Below are 17,252 nucleotides of genomic sequence, written 5' to 3' on the forward strand. Positions count from 1 at the left end.
CAGTGAGGTTTTCTCAGCGAAATGATCTACGCGAAGCCGGATGAGGCTCTGGTGTCCGGACGATTCGGGCAGCCCTGCCCCGGTGGCGGGCAGACGTAAAGCCCCTGGTAGGACGGTTCTCTCTCACAAGATCGTCCTGCGACACCAGAGGCTTCACGTTGGTCCCCTATGTTGCCATGCTCGACATCCCCCGCCCGGTGGTGGCCTTCCTCGCCCGCCTGCTGGCCGCCCACCGGCGGAAGATCGGCACTCCGCGCGGCTCGCGGGCGCTGGGCCCGTTCCGCCAGGCGGTCCTGGTGCTGCGCTGGTTCCGCCACCGCACCTGCGTGCACTGCCTGGCCCGCGACGCCGGGATCTCCCAGGCCACCGGCTACCGGTATCTGCACGAGGGCATCGACGTCCTCGCCGAGCGCGCCCCGGACCTGCACCAAGTGCTGGAGCGCTGCCGTGAGCAGGGCCTGAGCCATGTGGTCCTGGACGGCACGCTCATCGCCTGCGACCGGGTGGCCGGCACCACCGAGCGGGGCAACGACCTGTGGTACTCCGGCAAGGGACGACGCTTCGCCGGAAACCTGCAGTTCCTCGCCGCTTCCGACGGCTCGCTGCTGTGGGTCTCCGACATCGAGCCCGGCTCGGTGCACGACCTGCGCGCCGCGCGGACCCATGTGCTGCCGGCGCTGTACGCCGCGGCCCGCCACGGGCTGCCGACCCTGGCTGACGCGGGTTACACCGGCGCCGGCAGCGGCGTGCACACCCCCTTCCGCCCGCATCCCGACATCGCCTCACCCCTGGCGGCAGACACCCGCGCCCACAACCGGCTGCTGCGCGGCATCCGCGCGATCGGCGAGCGTGCGGCGGCCGAGCTCAAACAGCGCTGGCGCACGCTGCAGCATGTGACGGTCAGCCCCAGCCGGATCGGAGCCATCGCCCAGGCCGCCCTCGTCCTCAACAATGCATGGCACGAAAGGCGTTGAGAAAACCTCAGTGAGAACGGCTTTGCGCAGAGCCGGGAGCTCGCGCGACGCAGCACCGGGCTGCGCGTCGCCCAGATCTACAGCAGCCCCATGGTGCGCGCCGTGCAGACGGCGAAGGAGATCGCCGAGGCACACGGGATTCCGCACACGGTCGACGACGACCTGGTGGAGGTCTCGGTGGGGAAGGCCGAGGGGATGCCCGAAGACGAGGGCATGGCGTTGCTCTCCGAGGGCTGGGTGCGCTGGATCAAGGAGGCCGACTACGCATCCCCTCTCGCCCCCGGTGGTGAGAGCGCGGTCGACGCGATGGCCCGGGTGCGGCGCTTCCTCGCCCGGGCGCGCAAGCGGCACCCGGGCGACGAGCGGGTGGCGGTGGTCACCCATGGCGGCCTGCTCCACCTGCTGTGCTTTCTCTGCGAGAACCTGCCGGACGGGCACGGTTACCGGAACTGGCTTCGCAACACGGAGTCGGCCGAGTTCGTCGACGGGGAGCACGGCTTCCTGTGCACCGTGTGGGGTGGGCTGCCCGTGGACCTTGTCCCTGTGGACAGCCGGTCAGCGGCGCCGGACGGCGCTGTGTGACGGTGCGCCCACCGCCGACGGGCCTGGTGCGCCGGCCGGCGCACCAGGTGGGACTCGCAGTGACCCCGAGAGGAATCAGCTGGCCATGCCTACCCAGCCCTTGTCACGGCATGCCGACGCGGTGAACACCGCGATGGCGTACATGAGAGACCTGTCCGAACTGGCCCTGCGTATGGATCTTGACACGGTCGGACGGGCCACCCAGAGGATCGCCGACACCATCCGGGCAGGCCGCACCGTCTTCGTGGCGGGAAACGGCGGCAGCGCCAGTACGGCCAGCCACGTCGTGTGCGACCTGCTCGGCACCTGCCGGGCGGTCGGTCTGCCGCGTGCCCGCGTCGTCGGGCTCTCCGACAACGCCTCGGTGCTCACGGCGCTCGCCAACGACACGAGCTTCGAGGAGGTGTTCGCCCACCAGATCGGTCTGCAGGCGGAGACTGGCGACCTGCTGCTGCTGCTGAGCGTCAGCGGCGAGTCCCCGAACATGTTGCGGGCGGCCGAGACGGCTCGGGACCTAGGGATGCACACCATCGCCTGGGTGGGAGTGCAGGGCAGCAGCCTGGAGAAGTACTCCGAATGCTGCGTCTCCATCGACTCCGACGACTACGGCCTGACCGAGGACCTGCACCTCGTACTGAACCACGTCGTGGCCCGGATCCTCTGCGGTGGCGAAGCACGCAGGTGCCGCACGTCATGACCGGCGACGCGCGGCCCTGAGGCCCCATCCATCACATCGCCGAGTCCGCGCCGTGTCCACGAGGAGAGGAACATGTGCGGAATAGCCGCGGTGTACGACGCCCGCGCAGCCCGCAGACGGTCACTGACCAGCAGCATCCTGCACGCCATGGCACATCGGGGACACCACCGAGCCGGCCGGCGGACAGCCGACCGCGCGGAGTGGGCCACCACCCTGGGCACCAACCGGCTCCCCATCGTGGGCCACGCCGCGGGTGACCAGCCGGTGCTGTCACCCCGCGGACGCTATCTGGTCGCCTTCAACGGGGAGGTGTTCAACTACCAGGAGCTGAGCCGGCGTCTGGGTGAAGCCGACCGTTCCTACGCCGGCCTGCCGGACAGTGACACCGCGGTGCTCGCCGCGGCCATCGAGCACTGGGGACCGGAAGCGGCCACGCCCGAGCTCGTCTGGGAGGGGGCGTACCTCTGCCTGGACACGGAGAGCGGCGTCCTCTGGGCGGCCCGGGACCATCTGGGCATCAAGCCGCTCTACTGGACCGCCGCCAACGACACGGTCCTGTGGGCGTCGGAGATCAGAGCGCTCACGCCACACGCGACCGGCACCGTCGAACCGGTCGCTCCAGGAAGCCTCCTCCGGTGGGCGCCGCCAGGGACCGGCGCCCCCACCACGACCACCTGGTGGGCGCCGGAGGAACACAGCCCGCTGCCCGAGAACGAGGGGGCGTCCGCGGACGCCGAGAACAAGGAGGAAACAGTTCTCCGGCTCGGTGAACTGCTGCGCGAGGCGGTGCGTGCGCGTACACCGCGCACCCCCTACGCGGTCGCGCTGTCCGGCGGCCTGGACAGCTCCCTGATCCTCCGTCTGGCCCACGAGGCGAACGACCAGGTGACGGCCTACGTACTCAATCGCCCCGACTCGCCCGACCTGCCCTACGCGGAGGAGCTCTGCCGTCTGCTGGATGTGCCCCTGGTACGGGTCACCGCCTCGGAGACGACCCAGCTGTACAAACGGCTGCCGGAGGTCATCCGCACCGTGGAGACCTGGGAGTGGCAGGTGGTCAACCACGCGGCTCCCATGTCAGACCTGATGGGGGCCATCCAGGCGGACGGCCATCGGGTGGTGCTCACCGGGGAGGGAGCTGACGAGCTGTTCTGCGGTTACGGGCAGCCCGTCGCCTCGGACGGGACGTTGCAGTCGGAGCGGCTTGCCAGGGTCCGGAACCTGCACCGCACCAACTGCCGGCGCCTGGACCGCATGGGTATGCAGGCGACGCTGGAGTGCCGGGTGCCGTTCCTGGACCGCACCGTCACCGAGTTCGCCCTCGGCCTGCACTCCCGGTGGATGGTCCGGGACGGCCGTAACAAGTGGGTGCTCCGAGCCATGGCGCACGGCGTCCTGCCGCAGCGCATCGCTGAGCGCAAGAAGCTGTCCTTCGCACGGGGTGTCGGTTACGAGTACTCGCCACAGACGGTGTCCAGTGTCTTCGGCGCCCTACAGGACGACGAGGCCGTGCTTCCCGCGGAATGGGCGCAGCTGCCCCGGTACCCCAGCGAGCGGCTGTTCCTGCGGCATTTCCTGGACTGCGGTTATGGAGCGGCCAGATACCTGCGGTCACGCAGTGTGTAGCGCGGCGCCGGACGGTCGCGGCGCAGCCGGACGGGCATCGAGGGGAAGTGGGAAAGAGCATGCGGATAGGGCTTGTGATCGGTGCCTCTCGGTCCGAGGGCACACGCCTGGCCGACTCCCTGGCACAGGGCGCGTCCGGCGACTCGGCCGTGGTGCACGCCGTACGGACCGAGGGCCTGGCGGTCTCGGCCCGTCAGATCGAGCTCGGCACCGCGGATCTCGGAGCCGAGCAGCCGCTACTCCATGACGGGGGACTGCCCGGCCTGCCCGAAAGCGGGGGACGCGTTCCGGAATGCGGGGTGACGGTGACGGCCGACCCCCGCAGTGCGAGTGCCGTGGTGGCGCGCGACCGGATCGGCACCCGCCCGTTTCATCTTGCGCGTACCGAGGAAGGGCTGATTCTGGGCGCCTCCCAATTGGCGGGGCTGGCGTCCAGACCTGATGTGGCAGAGATCCTCCTGCTGCCGCCCGGCCACATTGCGTCACTCGGGCCGGATGAGTTCCGGATATCCCCCGGAACCGGTTCTCAGGCCGCCCTGCCGGAACCGGCCGGATCCCGCCGCACCGAGACGGACCTCGAAGGGACATGTGCCGAACTGCGTGCGGCACTGATCCGGGCCGTGCGTGTCAGGGTCCCTGACGAGGACTATGCGGTCCTCCTGTCCGGCGGGCTGGACAGCTCGGCGGTACTGACGCTGGCCCGGCGTGTCAATCCTCGCGTACGTGCTGTGACGGTGGCATCGGAGGGTTCGGAGGACCTCGAATACGCCCGCCGTCTCACCGGCGACCTGGGGGTCCCGCTGGATGTGGTGCCGGCTGCCACGGAGACCGAACTGCTCGGCCAGCTGAACGAGATGGTCGATCGGGTGGAAACCTGGGAGTCGCAGGTACTGACGCATTCCTTCCCCACGTGGACCGCACTGTCCTCGCTGTCCGGCCGGACCCGGGTCGTGCTCACCGGTGAGGGGTCCGATGAGCTGTTCGGCGGCTATCGCAGCAGCGGGGAGAGCGAGTCGGAGGTGGAGCGGCACCGGCTGCGGGAGCTCGGGAACCTGCACCGCACGAGCTGCCAGCGGCTGGACCGCCTGGCAGCGGCGGCGGGAGTGGACGTCCGCTCCCCCTTCCTGGACACAGAGGTGGTGCGGATCGCTCTGCGGCTTCCGGCCGGGGTACTGGTGGACGGCGGACTCACCAAGGCCCCCCTGCGCAAGGCCCTCAGCGGCGATCTGCCGGAGTACGTGCTCAAGCGCCCGAAGATGACGTTCGCCCGGGGCGCGGGCTACCGGTACGGGAGCCAGGCCGCCGGTGAGGGACTGCTCGCCGACCGTCTCACGGACGCTCCCTTGGTGCCAGAAGCACACCGGAGCCTGTTCGCACGACTGGCGCGGGGCAGGGTGGAGCAGCATTCCCTGAGGCGTTTTGTCGAGCGTCACTACGACAAGGCCGGTTATCTGCTGTCGGGAACGCTGTGAGCACGGTGGGAGCCCGGCCCGGTCCGCAGCGGCCGGGTCAGTGCCCCACTATCTCAAGGAGCTCGTCGATGGACTCGATCCGGTAGGTCGGTTCGCAGGACGCCGTGAGCAGGTGCTGCTGGTGTACGGAGTCATGGGGCAGCAGAGCCGTCTTCATACCCACGGCGGTAGCCCCGGCGATGTCCTCGAACATCCGGTCGCCGACGAACAGGCACTCCTGCGGGGCCGGGCCGCCCAGCCGGGCCAGCAGCGCGCGGAAGGCTTCCGGGTGGGGCTTCGCCACCGCCAGTTCGCTGGAGAAGACGGTGCAGGCGAAGAAGTGATCCACCCCGTCACGGGCGAGCATCTCCCGGTGCCACGCGGCCGGCCAGACCGTGTTCGACAGCAGGCCCATGGCGAGACCCGCCAGGCTCAGTGCGGACAGTACCGCCGCCGTCTCCTGCGGAATACGCGTATATGGTTCCCAGGTCCGGCGATAGGCGGCAACCCCGTCCGGTGTCCATGGCACCCCGGCCAGTTCCAGGATTCTTTCGAAAGTAAAGGATCGCTGCTCGTCCCGGCACGCCCGGAATGCCTGCATCTCGGCCTCGCGAAGACGTTTCACTTGCTCTTCTGTGCTTTCTCCCGTGACGGTCTCGGCGTAACACCGCCAAGGTTCGTCCGGATCCATGGGAGGCAAGGACACCGTCAAAGTGCCGGCGAGGTCGAACAGGACCGCTGTGAACTTCATTCTGCTCCCCGGATTATGGCGTGTCCGCAGTCCGGCCGCAGCGGCAATCGTCTGGTTCCAGTCCGCTGCCCTCGCTCATGATAGAAGAATTGAAATTGACCGGACAGGTGGAATTCATCATTCCGTTTGTGGAGTTCCAAGAGAATTGCTCCTCTGTTGGTGTGGCGGGTGATGTGATACCTTCGGCGCGCCGTGAAAATACTCGAAGTGTGCTGCCCGGGATGCACCCTGGTGTCAGGCATGTGGGCACATGAATTCGGGTCTGGCGTTTTTCGTTCCGCGGCGCATCGAAGGAGAGGCGTACGACCGGTCATGGCTGAGAAGACGGAAGCTTCAGAGGTGGAGCTGGTGGGCGGCGGGACCACCCGGGTGGTACGTGTCGGTGAAACCGTCCGGAGGGCGGTGCGACCGTGGAGCGACACGGTGGGACAGCTGCTGGACCACCTCAACCGGGCGGGCGTCGCCGGAGTGCCGCGCCGGTACGGGATCGACGACAGCGGACGCGAGATCCTGGACTACCTGCCCGGTGAGGTCGGCAACTACCCGCTCAGCGCCGAGGTGCGCAGTGAGGAGGCGCTGACCAGCGCCGCGCGGCTGCTGCGCAGGCTTCACGACGCCTCCGCCGACCTGGCGCACACGCTCGACCGGGGCTGGCACGCCCCGCCTCTGGAGCCCGTTGAGGTGGTCTGCCACGGTGACTTCGCACCGTACAACTGCGTCTTCGACGGACGCCGGACCGTTGGGGTCATCGATTTCGACTACGCCAGGCCCGGGCCGCGCCGCTGGGACCTCGGCTACGCGCTGTACCGGTTCGCACCACTGACGGACCCCGCCAACGGAGACGGCTTCGGCAGCCTGGCGGAGCAGGCGCACCGCACCCGCCTGTTCCTGGACAGCTACGGATGCACACCCGCGGAGCGGCTGGACGCCGTCCGGGCCGTGGAGCTCCGTCTGCAGGCCCTCGTCGACCTCATCCGCCAGTCCGCCGCCGACGGTGACGAGAACTTCCAGCGTGCCATCGACGAGGGGCACGTGGACCTGTACCTGCGCGACATCCGGCACGTGGAGCGGAACCGTGACTACCTGCTCGAGGCGGTCTCCGCGACATGACGCCGGCCGGCATCACCCGCTTTCCCAAGGAGTATGACGTGCACTCGGACATCCGTCTCGTGCCGCTGCGCGGTGACACGTGAACCAGCCACTCTTCCTGGCGGGTCAGGCTGCGCCCGCCGCCGTCACGGCGGGCGGCCAGCGCCTCGGAGCGACCCGTGCCTCCGGTTCCGCCGCCCTGCTGTGCGACCGTGACGGCACCATCATCGAGAACCGTGACGACTATGTCCGTGACGCTGCTCACGTCAAGCTCCTGCCGGGTGCGGTCCAGGCCCTGCGCCGCGTCTGCGCCGCGGGCGTCCCCGTCATCCTGGTCACCAACCAGTCGCCCATCGGCCGCGGCCTGCTGACCCGGGAACACGTACTGGAAGTGCATCGCGGCCTGCTCGACTCGCTGGCGGCCGCGGGGGTCGGCATCGCGGGCACCTTCATCTGCCCGCACGCCCCGGACCACCGGTGCGGCTGCCGGAAACCCGCACCGGGCATGGTCCACGCGGCAGTGGCCCGGTTCGGGCTCGAAGCCTCCCGCACGGCACTGGTGGGGGACGCAGTCGAGGACATGCTTGCCGCGCGGAGCGCGGGCATCCGGGGCGTGATGGTGCGCACCGGACGGGGGGAGCAGCACGCCGGCCGGCTCGCCACCCACCCCCAGGCCGCGGACACGCCCGTCGTCGCCGATCTGGCCGCGGCTGTCGAGTTGCTCGGCGGCCTGCTGGCGAGGGAGACCACGTGCACGGACAAGCCGGAGCGCATGGCGCGACCACCGGCCGTCGGCAATCCCTGACCGCCGCGCTTCCGCCGGCTCCTCGCTGCCCCACGGCCCGGCCGCGCCGACACCCTTCGACCGCGGAGTCATCATGTCCGACCTTTTGATCGAGCACGACGGAACCCCGCTGAGTGGGAAAATCCACCTGGACGGTGCGAAGCATGCCTTCGCGCATTCCCTGGCCTGCGCGGCCCTGAGTGACCAGGGCGTTCTCACCTCCGTACCCGACCACATCGACGCTCGCGCGCTGCGTACCGCCCTGTCCCTGGTCTTCGCCCGGGTCACGTACGACACCGGCACCCGGCGGCTTTCCTTCGGCGAGCCCCTGCAGCCGCCGCAGGTGACCGTGCCCAGCGAACTCGCCGGCCGTTCCCGCTCGCTGTTCTGCCTGTTGCCAGCGCTGCTGGCGCGCGCCGGAGAAGTCGTGATGGAGTCGGCGCCGCAGGGCTGCCGGATCGGCCAGCGGCCGATCGACTGGTACACGCGCATCCTGGCGCAGTTCGGAGTCGAGTCCCGCGCCGACGGAACGGCGACCGTCTACACGTGGCGCCGACGGCATGCCGCGCAGGTGAATTTCGAGTACCCCACCATGACCGGCACCGTCATCGCGCTCGCCGCCGCGGCCGTGTCACCCGGCGTCACGACGATCGGCAACGCCTCCGTCGAGCCGTCGTGCGCGGAACAGCTGGCCTGCCTGCGGGAGATGGGCGGCAAGGTGAGCGGCGGGCTGCCCGATGTGCGCATCGAGGGGCGTGACGGATACTCCGGTACCCAGTGGGCCGTCGGTCCCGACCGCATCCACGCCGTCACCTACCTGACCGCGGGACTGCTGACCCGCGGGAAGGTCACCGTCACCGGTGCCAGGCCGCTGGACATCCCCCGCTACGTCGAGTTCCTCGACCGCGTCGACGCGTGCGGCGACATCACGGCGGACAGCATCACAGCCGGCTTCCCCGACTCCGGCTTCCTTCGTCCGGTACAGATCGCGGCCGGCTCCGAGCCCCTGTTCAGCAGTGACTGGGTGGCGTTCACCTCCCTCCTCCTGGCCATGCGGGGCCAGGGGCCCAGCACGCTCAGCGACGACGTGTTCCTGCAGCGCTTCCAGTACGTGGACAATCTCGTCCCGCACGGACTGGACGGCATCTCACTGCGGCACGCGCCCCGCGGCGGCCGCTCCGCGGTGCACGCCGACATCCGGCCCAACAGCCGCGACACCCTCCGCGCAGGCGACTTCGGGACCTGCGCCGACATCCGGGGCAGCGCGACCCTCGTGCTCGCCGCCCTTGCGGCCGACGGTCCGTGCAAGGTTCGGGACGATTTCCACATTCGGCGGGGTTACACCGACCTCGCCGGTGATCTGGCAACGCTCGGAGTAACCACTGTCGGGACCATACGAGAGGAGACAGCGCGATGAGCCAGGTCGTAGTCACCGGCGGAGGTGGCTTCATCGGATCACATATCGTCGACCGGCTGTGTGAACAGGGCCACGAGGTACTGGTCGTCGACGACTTCTCGACCGGCGATCCGGACAACCTGGCCGAGACCCGGGCCGCGTACCCAGGGCTGACCGTGCTGACAGCGGACGTGGCGGATCCCGCGACGGCCGTCGCCGTCGCCGATTTCGGGCCCGAGGCGATGCTGCTGCTCGCGGCGCAGTTCAGCGTCAAGGTCTCGCTGCGCGATCCGTTGCTGGACGCGAGGGTCAACGTGATCGGCCTCGTCAACATGCTGGAAGCCGCGCGTCGAGGCGGATGCCGCAAAGTGGTGTTCGCCTCCAGCGGCGGAACGATATACGGACATGCCGCCGAGGAGCAGACGCTGCTCACGGAGACGACCCCGCGCGTACCGGAGTCGTTCTACGGCCTGACGAAGTCCGCCGCCATCGACTATCTGCGCCTTTACCACGAGCTCCACGGCCTCGACTACGCCGCGCTCGCCCTGGGCAATGTGTACGGGCCCCGGCAGACACCGTACGGCGAGGCCGGCGTCATCGCCATCTTCGCGCAGGCCATGCTGGACCGCCGCCCGTGCGTCATCAACGGCGACGGACTGAACACGCGTGACTTCGTCCACGTCAGCGACGTGGCCGACGCCTTCGTGCGGGCCATCGGCCTCGGCCACGGTCTGATCAACGTCTCCTCCGCCCGGGAACACTCCGTGCTGGAGATCCACGACGCGCTCCGGCGGCAGATCGGGCATGCCGAGCCGCACCGCTTCGGTCCGCCGCTGCCGGGAGAGGTGCGCCGCGTGTGTCTGGACAACTCCCGTGCCCTGGAGCAGTTGGGCTGGGCTCCGAAGGTGTCGCTGCAGGACGGCATACGGACCGTGATCAGCTGGCTGGAATCGCGGGCGGTCCGGACGAGCGCGGGCGGGGCGGGGGCGGCCGAGTGAGACTCGCCGGAATGATCCTCGGCGCCGGACTGGGGCGCCGGATGGGGGACCTCACCGCGCGCACGCCCAAACCCCTCCTGGAGGTGGGCGGCAAGCCGCTGCTCGGGCACCTCGTGGAGCGTCTTGTCCAGGCCGACGTGGCAGAGATCTGCATCAACCTCCACTATCAGGCCCAGCGCATGCGCGACTACCTCGACGCCAACCCGGCGCCGGTGCCCCTGCGCGCCCGTGTCGAACCGGAACTGACGGGCCCCGCCGGAGCATTACGCGTGTTCCGGGAGGAGCTGCAGAAGTACGACGCCGTACTGGTCGCCTCCGCGGACGTCATCGTCGGGGAACCGCTGGAGAGGCTGGTCGGCACGCACGCCGGCAGACCGGGTCCGCTGACCTTCGCGTGCGCCCGGGTGACTCAGGCACGCAGGTACGGCGTGCTGGACATCGGTCCGGACGACGACGTCCGGGGCGCGCAGGAGAAACCCGACGTGCCGGACGCCGAGTACCGCTGGATCAGCGCAGGCGTCTACTGCCTCGACCCCCGGGTCATCGACCGGATCCCCGAGGGCCGTGTCTACGACTACGCGAAAGACCTCGCTCCCGCTCTGATCGCCGACGGCAAGCGGGTCGGAGTGCACCGGCTCAGCGGCTACTGGCGCGATGTAGGGACTCCCGAGGCACTGGCCGCCGCCCGCGCGGACGCCGCACAGGGGCGTATTCCCTGGTTGCGGCCCGCAGCCGAGAGGACGGAGGCGGAGCGATGAAGATCCTCATGCTGACGTCGACCTACGAACCGCTGACCGGCGGAGCGGAGACCTACGCCCGGTTCCTGTGCGAAGGTCTCGTGGCGCGCGGGCACGACGTGGTCATCGCGACCGACGGCTCGTGGCTTGACGGCTTCCCGCTCACCTCCCACGAGCCCGGCGGCCGCGTGCTCAGGCTCCGGACGTTCGCCGGGCGTGTGGATGCCCGCGACAAGGTGAAGTGGCGCCAGATGCAGTATTCGGTGCTGGACGAGCTCGGGGATGTGCTGGACGGCGAGACGTTCGACGTCGTCCACGCGAACAGCCACGAGACCCTGACCCTGGCGAGCATGGTGGCCCTGGACATCGACGCCGCACTGGTCTGCTCCCTGCACGAGCAGAACCCCGATCTGGAACGGTACGGACGCGGCCGGTGCCGGCTGTCGTACCAGGTCCTTCCGGTCGGCATGTACTTCGCCGCCAGCCGCTTCTACGCGGACAGGGCGGTGCGCTTCGGGGTGCCGGCCGACCGGCTGAGCCTGGTCTACCACGGCGTTCCGCCGATCCCCGTCGACGCCCGCAGCCGCGCCGCCGTGCGCGGCTGGCTCGGGCTCTCGGAGGGCCAGCGCCTGGTGGTCCTGCCCGGCCGCGTCTACACCCGCAAGGCCCAGCTCGACCTCGCGGCCGCGCTGCCCTCGGTGGTGTCCCGCTGCCCCGACGTCCGGGTCCTGCTCGCCGGCCGTGTCTCGGACTTCGACTACGAGAAACGCATGTGGGAGCTCCTGCGGGAACTGGGAGTGGCCGACCGGGTGACACTGCGCCAGGACCTCGGTGCGGCCGACATGCCGGGCGTCTACGCGGCTGCCGACCTCGTCGTCCAGCCCTCGCTCGAGGAGGGGCTCGGCCTGGCGCTGATCGAGGCCATGAGCGCGGGCAGGCCCGTCGTGGGGACGAGGGTCGTGGGCATCAGCGAGGTGATCACGCACGGGGTGAACGGCCTGTTGGTTCCGCCGTCCGACCCGCCGCGGCTGGCCGAGGCCATGGTGGAGGTGCTCACGGACCGCCGCCTGGCCGCGTCCCTCGCGTCCGGCGCCAGAGCCCGCGCCGAGGAGCGTTTCAGCCAGGACCGTATGGTGACGGACACGCTCGCCGGCTACCACAGCGCGATCGCGTACCAGCGGTCACACACTGCCGGGGGCACCGGAACATGACCCGTGGTGCGCCGAGGAGCAGACGGGAGCCGTGGCCGGAGGGCGTGCGGGTGGTGCTGCGGCACGCCGCGGGCGGGCGCACGTGGTGTGCGCTGCCGGTCACGGTGCTGCACGACGGGTCCTCCTGCACCGTCTTCCGTATCCACGAGGGCACGGAGTGGGCCGCGGCGTTCGGCCCGGACGGCCGTCGCGCGCACGGCTGGCAGCGGGGCTGGCGCCTGCGCCGTACCACCTGGCGGGGGGACCACGGGACGTACGTGGTGGAGTGGGGCCGCTGGTACGGCACGGCGGTCTTCACCGACCCGGCCACCGATCGCGTGCGCAAGTGGTACGCCAACTGTCAGGATCCGCTGCGCCGGACGGCCTGGGGATTCGACACCATGGACCGGGAGCTTGACGTCGAACTGGCCGTGGACGGGCGGTCGCCGCGGTGGAAGGACCTGGACCGGTTCAGGCGGGTGGTCGACAGCGGCCACCTCGCCCGGCACACCGCAGGGGTCATCGTGCGGGAGGCCAGGAGCGCGCGGAACCGGCTGGCCGATCCGGCTTTCCGCAGCGCGCTCACCCAGTGGACCGTCCGCCCGGCCGGGTTACCGGATTTCACGGCCGTCCTCGCGGCGCATCCGGTACCCGGCGATCTGAAGCGTTTCGCCGCAGGAGGGCACAGCGCATGAACAATCCCACGTCCACTGGCCGCTCCGCCTCCATCGTGCTCGCGCGCGCCCCGCTGCGGCTGTCGCTGGCCGGGGGCGGCACCGATCTGCCGAGCTACGCGGACCGGTTCGGCAGCACCGTCATCAGCCTCACCATCGACCGGTACGTCGGTGTCACGGTGCACCCCCGCAGCTTCGACGGGCACATTCACTTCGCGGGGGAGGCGACCGAGCATGTGTCGGACGCGAACAGTATGAGGCACCGCTTCGCGCGGGCCGCCCTCCTTCGGACCGGCACCCGGCGCAATGTCCAGATCACCGTCTGCGCGGACGCGCCCAGCGGAACCGGCCTCGGAGGTTCGGGGGCCTTCACCGTCGCCCTCCTGCACGCGCTGCGGCACAGGGAGGACCCTGAGCCTGTCGACCTGGCCGAGGAGGCCAGCGCCATCGAGATGGCCGACCTGGCGCGCCCGGTCGGCAAGCACGACCACTACATGGCGGCCTTCGGGGGCATCAGAGCACTGCGTATCGACCGTTCGCGCCGCGTGACGCCGGAGGAGGTTGTCGTGCCCGACGCCGTCCACCGTTACGTCCGCGACCGGCTCATGCTCTTCTACACCGGGCTGAGCCGCGACGCCGGCCAGACGCTCACCGGGCAGGACCAGTTGACCAGGCACGGCGACACGGTCACGGTGTCCTCGCTGCACGCGATCGGCGCCCTGGCCGGGCCCATGCTCGACGCCCTCCGTGCCGGGCGCGTCGACGAGATCGGTCCGCTCCTGCACGAACACTGGACCAGCAAGCAGCGGCTCAGCGACGGGGTGTCCAACCCCGCGATCGACAAGCTCTACCGGACGGCCATGCTCGCCGGCGGGGACGGAGGAAAGCTTCTGGGTGCCGGCGGCGGCGGATTCCTGCTGATCAGCGCCCGCGAAGGGCACAAGGACGAACTCCGGGCGGCGATGGCCGCCGAGGGGCTGCAGGAACTGCCCTTCGGCCTGGACAGCAGCGGCTCCCGCGCCACCGACCTGCCCCTCTGACACCCAGGAGTGACCGGTGACAGTGAGACTGGTACGCGATGACCTCAGCGCGCGCAGCGTGTACGTGGCGGGCGACCGGAACAACCGGTCTCAGCACGGTGCCCAGGACTGCCCCTTCTGCCCCGGAGGCATGGAGGCGCCGGAGCAGGTCACCGGGCCCTACGCCTTCCCGAACCGATGGCCGCCCCTGGAGCCGGGACGGTGCGAGATCGTGGTGCACGGGCCCGGTCACGAGGTGGATTTCTCCCGCATGGACGTGGCCGGGGCCCGTGCTGTGATCGACGTGTGGGCCGAGCGCGGCAGCGACCTGAACCAGCGGTACGCACCACCGAGCGTGGTGGTGTTCGAAAACCGCGGTGCGGAAGCGGGGGCTACGGTCGCCCACCCGCACAGCCAGATCTTCGCGCTGTCCACCCTGCCGCCGCTGCTCCAAAACCCTCCACAGGACTGCCCCGCTTGCCGGGAGAGCCGGGCCGAACTGCGCGTCGGGACGGTACGGGGCTGGTCCGTCAGCGTTCCCGAGGCCCTGCCGGCTCCGTACACTCTTCGCCTGGTCCCGCAGGAGCACAGGACCGGCCTGGACCTGCTCGACGGCCGTGAGAGGGACGGCTTGGCACAGGCTCTGACACGCGGCGTGCGGTCGCTGGACGCGCTCTTCGGCCGGCCCATGCCCTACCAGCTCTGGGTCGCGCAGACCGCTTCCCACCACCTCAGCCTCACCATCGCCGGACTGCTGCGTGGCCCCGACCGCATGCGCATACTCGGTGCCGCCGAGCTGGCCACCGGGCTCTACTTCAGTCCGCTGGCGCCCGAACGGGCCGCGGACGTGCTCCGCGAGGCTTTCGCGGCCGAGGGAGCCGACGGCTGACGGGCCCTCGCCGAGCTGGGACCGGCCGGGTGGAACGGAACCGGGCAGGGCGCGTGGGTCCGGGGGTACCAGGCGGCTGTCGGCGGGTACGCGTCGAGCCGCGGCTCTGCGTGGGATCGATCCGGCCACCTCCGTTCAGCCGCTGGCCGTCTACGGGGAGGCGAACATGTCGTTGGCGCTGCGCGGGCTGGAGCCGAAGACCACCGACCCCTATCTGGCCGGCTGGCGGTTGCGGGTGGTGCCGTCCCTGGGACATCTGCCGCTGGCGATGGTCAGCAACGGCGCGGTGGACCGCAGCGTGTACGGGTGGATCGCCGATGGATGCAGCCGCTCCACGGTGAAGAACAGCCTGGCGGTGCTGGTGCGGGTGATGGAACAGGCCCGGCGGGACGGGCTCATCCAGTCCAACCCGGCCCGGGTGAAGGGCTGGCAGAGCGAGTACCACAAGGCCGAGGACGAACTCGACGATCCCCGCTGCCTGGCCCTGCCCGACTGGACGGCCCTGACGACGCTGGCCGACGCCCTCGTCGCGCGCTCCCACGGCGGGTTCGCGGGCTGGGGTGAGGTGGTGGTCTTCGCCGCGTGCACCGCCGCCCGGATCGGGGAGGTCTCCGGAGTGCGGGTGCGGGACATCGACCCGGTGAACTGGATATGGACCGTACGCCGCCAGACCACGCCGTCTCCGGGCGGACTGGCGGACAAGCGGACCAAGGGCAAGACCGCTCGCCGGGTGCCGTTGATCGAGGAGGTGCGGCCTCTGGTCGCCCAGCGTCTGCTGGCCGCCGGGCAGGATCCAAACGCCCGGCTGTTCACCGGCCCTCGCGGCGGACGGATCACCACCGCGGTGCTGCGGGACGCCACCTGCTGGGACGAGGTCGTCACCGGGCTCGGCTACGAGCACCTTCGGCGGCACGATCTGCGCCACACCGGGCTGACGTGGATGGCCGACGCCGGAGTTCCGCTGCACGTGCTGCGGAAGATCGCCGGGCACGGGGCGCTGACCACCCAGCGCTATCTCCACCCGGATCTGCGGTCGATCACCGAGGCGGGCCGTTCGCTGAGCACCCACCTGTCGGTGGCGGCCGCCCCGCCGAAGCCGCCAGGGATGGTGCGCCGGGTGCTGTAGACATCCCACAAGCGGGGAAGAACGCGGATGATCTTGGTCCCCGAGGAAGCGTGCTCTGGTCTGCGGTGTCTTCCCAGGGCTGGTCCCCAGGTGGTCCCCGGAGAGGTGGGGGCGCCCCTGCCGGCCTGGCGTGCCGTCAGACGAAGAAAGGCGCTCTGACCTGGGATTTCTCCCAGGTCGGAGCGCCTTCCGACAGTGTCGGGACGACAGGATTTGAACCTGCGACCCCTTGACCCCCAGATCATCGCGGTAGACGTTTTCGCAGATCAGAGGCCCTGCGGTGCGCGATCCGCCGTTCCGCTGAGCTGGGGTTGTGCGCTGCCGTGCGGAGCGTGTGGTCCCAAAATGGTCCCAGCGCCGATCGAGCTAGAGCAACTTAAGCATGTGCGGGATCGCAGAGGCGAAGACGGTTCCCACTGAGACGATCAGCGCGGCGACAATCGCTCCCACGGCTGTGACCAGGGCTGCGGTCACAGCCATGCCCAGTCGCTCGATCAGCCGCTCAATCCTCCAGATGCATGCATCAAGTGGGGTGACGGGGCGGCCCGCCGCTGTACTGCACACCGGGCAGTAGGTACTCTGCACATGAGGGTGTGTACGTGAGTGGCTGTAGCCAGCCATAGAGGGTGCACCTTCCTATGTAGCGAAGGCCGCGGGCGCAATTATCTCTATGGCAGGAGAGCGCCCGTGGTCCTTCGTTGTTCCGTGGCATCGTGGTGTTCACGGCGAACGACGTCGCGCTACTGCGTCCGAGGATGCAGGTGCTCCACCAGCGCTACCCACGATCACCCTAGCGTACGTTTACTGGGAGACGTACAAGCTCCTGAGTACGTCAATGACTTGACGTACCGTCTGTTTCAAGGGCTGTTCGCCTGATCTCCGCCTGAGAGGGTGTGTGCATGCCACCTCTTATGTGGTTGGCAAGGCTCATGAGTCCAGCGGACCGCAAGAGGGACGGCGTGAGGTCGGTGGAGCGGGTTTGGCCGGTGTCCTGCCTGGGCTGGGGTCGGGCATGATCAGGGGGCCGTACGCTGGTTGGCAACTCGGGCAGGCTTTGGACCTGCCCGCAATGTGTCCGAGTGGCCCCCTGGTCGTGCCCGACGCGGGTCCCGGACCGGGCAGGTGGGTAAAGCCGTGGAGCCGACCGCCCCCAGCCCCGGCCTGGTCTTTTCGCCCCCTTGCGGGCGCGGGCGGGTGACGGCGCGCGGCCCCGGCGGCGAAGACGAGGAGGGGCCAGCGCGGCGGCGCCCGGCCCGGCGCCGCCGCGCT

15 protein-coding genes and 1 pseudogene are annotated in these 17,252 nt (G+C 69.9%); 15 read left to right on the forward strand and 1 reads right to left on the reverse strand.

Going from position 1 to position 17,252, the window contains the following annotated elements; genetic code table 11:
* Positions 1–158: 158 nt before the first annotated feature.
* The 5 genes and pseudogenes from CUT83_RS03180 to CUT83_RS03200 all read left to right on the forward strand — a co-directional run bounded on the left by CUT83_RS03180 (position 159) and on the right by CUT83_RS03200 (position 5,351).
* Entirely contained in the window at positions 159–974 is an 816-nt protein-coding gene (locus CUT83_RS03180; protein WP_439144991.1) for a transposase family protein, read from the forward strand.
* A gap of 15 nt (positions 975–989) precedes the next feature.
* Positions 990–1,556, forward strand: a pseudogene (locus tag CUT83_RS03185) (histidine phosphatase family protein); the annotation flags it as partial.
* An 85-nt stretch (positions 1,557–1,641) separates the two neighbouring features.
* On the forward strand, positions 1,642–2,253 hold the full coding sequence (locus CUT83_RS03190) for an SIS domain-containing protein (protein ID WP_101254346.1): 612 nt from the start codon (positions 1,642–1,644) through the stop codon (positions 2,251–2,253).
* A 72-nt stretch (positions 2,254–2,325) separates the two neighbouring features.
* The gene (locus CUT83_RS03195; protein WP_101254347.1) at positions 2,326–3,879 is read left to right on the forward strand and encodes an asparagine synthetase B family protein; all 1,554 of its coding nucleotides are present in this window, start codon (positions 2,326–2,328) and stop codon (positions 3,877–3,879) included.
* A gap of 149 nt (positions 3,880–4,028) precedes the next feature.
* A complete protein-coding gene (locus CUT83_RS03200; protein WP_158238960.1) occupies positions 4,029–5,351 on the forward strand; it encodes an asparagine synthase-related protein in 1,323 nt (440 codons plus the stop codon).
* A gap of 37 nt (positions 5,352–5,388) precedes the next feature.
* On the opposite strand, the gene CUT83_RS03205 is transcribed toward CUT83_RS03200, so the two are convergent.
* Positions 5,389–6,081 (reverse strand): HAD family hydrolase, encoded by a 693-nt coding sequence (locus tag CUT83_RS03205; RefSeq protein WP_101254349.1) that lies wholly within the window; start codon positions 6,079–6,081, stop codon positions 5,389–5,391.
* Positions 6,082–6,393: 312 nt separating this feature from the next.
* Between CUT83_RS03205 and CUT83_RS03210 the strand changes: the two genes are divergently transcribed.
* The 10 genes from CUT83_RS03210 (at position 6,394) to CUT83_RS03255 (ending at position 15,983) form a co-directional block, all read left to right on the forward strand.
* Entirely contained in the window at positions 6,394–7,191 is a 798-nt protein-coding gene (locus CUT83_RS03210) for a phosphotransferase (RefSeq protein WP_101254350.1), read from the forward strand.
* A gap of 79 nt (positions 7,192–7,270) precedes the next feature.
* Positions 7,271–7,975, forward strand: coding sequence for a D-glycero-alpha-D-manno-heptose-1,7-bisphosphate 7-phosphatase (locus CUT83_RS03215; protein WP_101254351.1), 705 nt, complete (start codon positions 7,271–7,273; stop codon positions 7,973–7,975).
* A 73-nt stretch (positions 7,976–8,048) separates the two neighbouring features.
* Positions 8,049–9,371: a carboxyvinyltransferase gene (locus CUT83_RS03220; protein WP_101254352.1), complete on the forward strand. Its 1,323-nt coding sequence runs from the start codon at positions 8,049–8,051 to the stop codon at positions 9,369–9,371.
* A complete protein-coding gene (locus tag CUT83_RS03225) occupies positions 9,368–10,348 on the forward strand; it encodes an NAD-dependent epimerase/dehydratase family protein (RefSeq protein WP_101254353.1) in 981 nt (326 codons plus the stop codon). The genes CUT83_RS03220 and CUT83_RS03225 overlap by 4 nt, the downstream gene beginning before the upstream one ends.
* Positions 10,345–11,106, forward strand: coding sequence for a nucleotidyltransferase family protein (locus tag CUT83_RS03230; RefSeq protein ID WP_143688476.1), 762 nt, complete (start codon positions 10,345–10,347; stop codon positions 11,104–11,106). The genes CUT83_RS03225 and CUT83_RS03230 overlap by 4 nt, the downstream gene beginning before the upstream one ends.
* Positions 11,103–12,296 (forward strand): glycosyltransferase family 4 protein, encoded by a 1,194-nt coding sequence (locus CUT83_RS03235; protein ID WP_101254355.1) that lies wholly within the window; start codon positions 11,103–11,105, stop codon positions 12,294–12,296. Before CUT83_RS03230 ends, CUT83_RS03235 begins: the two co-directional genes overlap by 4 nt.
* Positions 12,293–12,970 (forward strand): ribonuclease FAU-1 family protein, encoded by a 678-nt coding sequence (locus CUT83_RS03240; protein ID WP_143688477.1) that lies wholly within the window; start codon positions 12,293–12,295, stop codon positions 12,968–12,970. The genes CUT83_RS03235 and CUT83_RS03240 overlap by 4 nt, the downstream gene beginning before the upstream one ends.
* Entirely contained in the window at positions 12,967–13,989 is a 1,023-nt protein-coding gene (locus CUT83_RS03245; RefSeq protein WP_101254357.1) for a GHMP family kinase ATP-binding protein, read from the forward strand. Before CUT83_RS03240 ends, CUT83_RS03245 begins: the two co-directional genes overlap by 4 nt.
* Before the next feature lie 16 nt (positions 13,990–14,005).
* Positions 14,006–14,857, forward strand: coding sequence for a galactose-1-phosphate uridylyltransferase (locus CUT83_RS03250; protein ID WP_143688478.1), 852 nt, complete (start codon positions 14,006–14,008; stop codon positions 14,855–14,857).
* Between the two features lie 166 nt (positions 14,858–15,023).
* Complete coding sequence (locus tag CUT83_RS03255) at positions 15,024–15,983, forward strand: tyrosine-type recombinase/integrase (RefSeq protein WP_101254359.1); 960 nt, start codon at positions 15,024–15,026, stop codon at positions 15,981–15,983.
* The last annotated feature ends 1,269 nt before the right edge of the window (positions 15,984–17,252 follow it).

The organism is Streptomyces barkulensis, assembly GCF_002843305.1.
GTDB classification, from domain to species: domain Bacteria; phylum Actinomycetota; class Actinomycetes; order Streptomycetales; family Streptomycetaceae; genus Streptomyces; species Streptomyces barkulensis.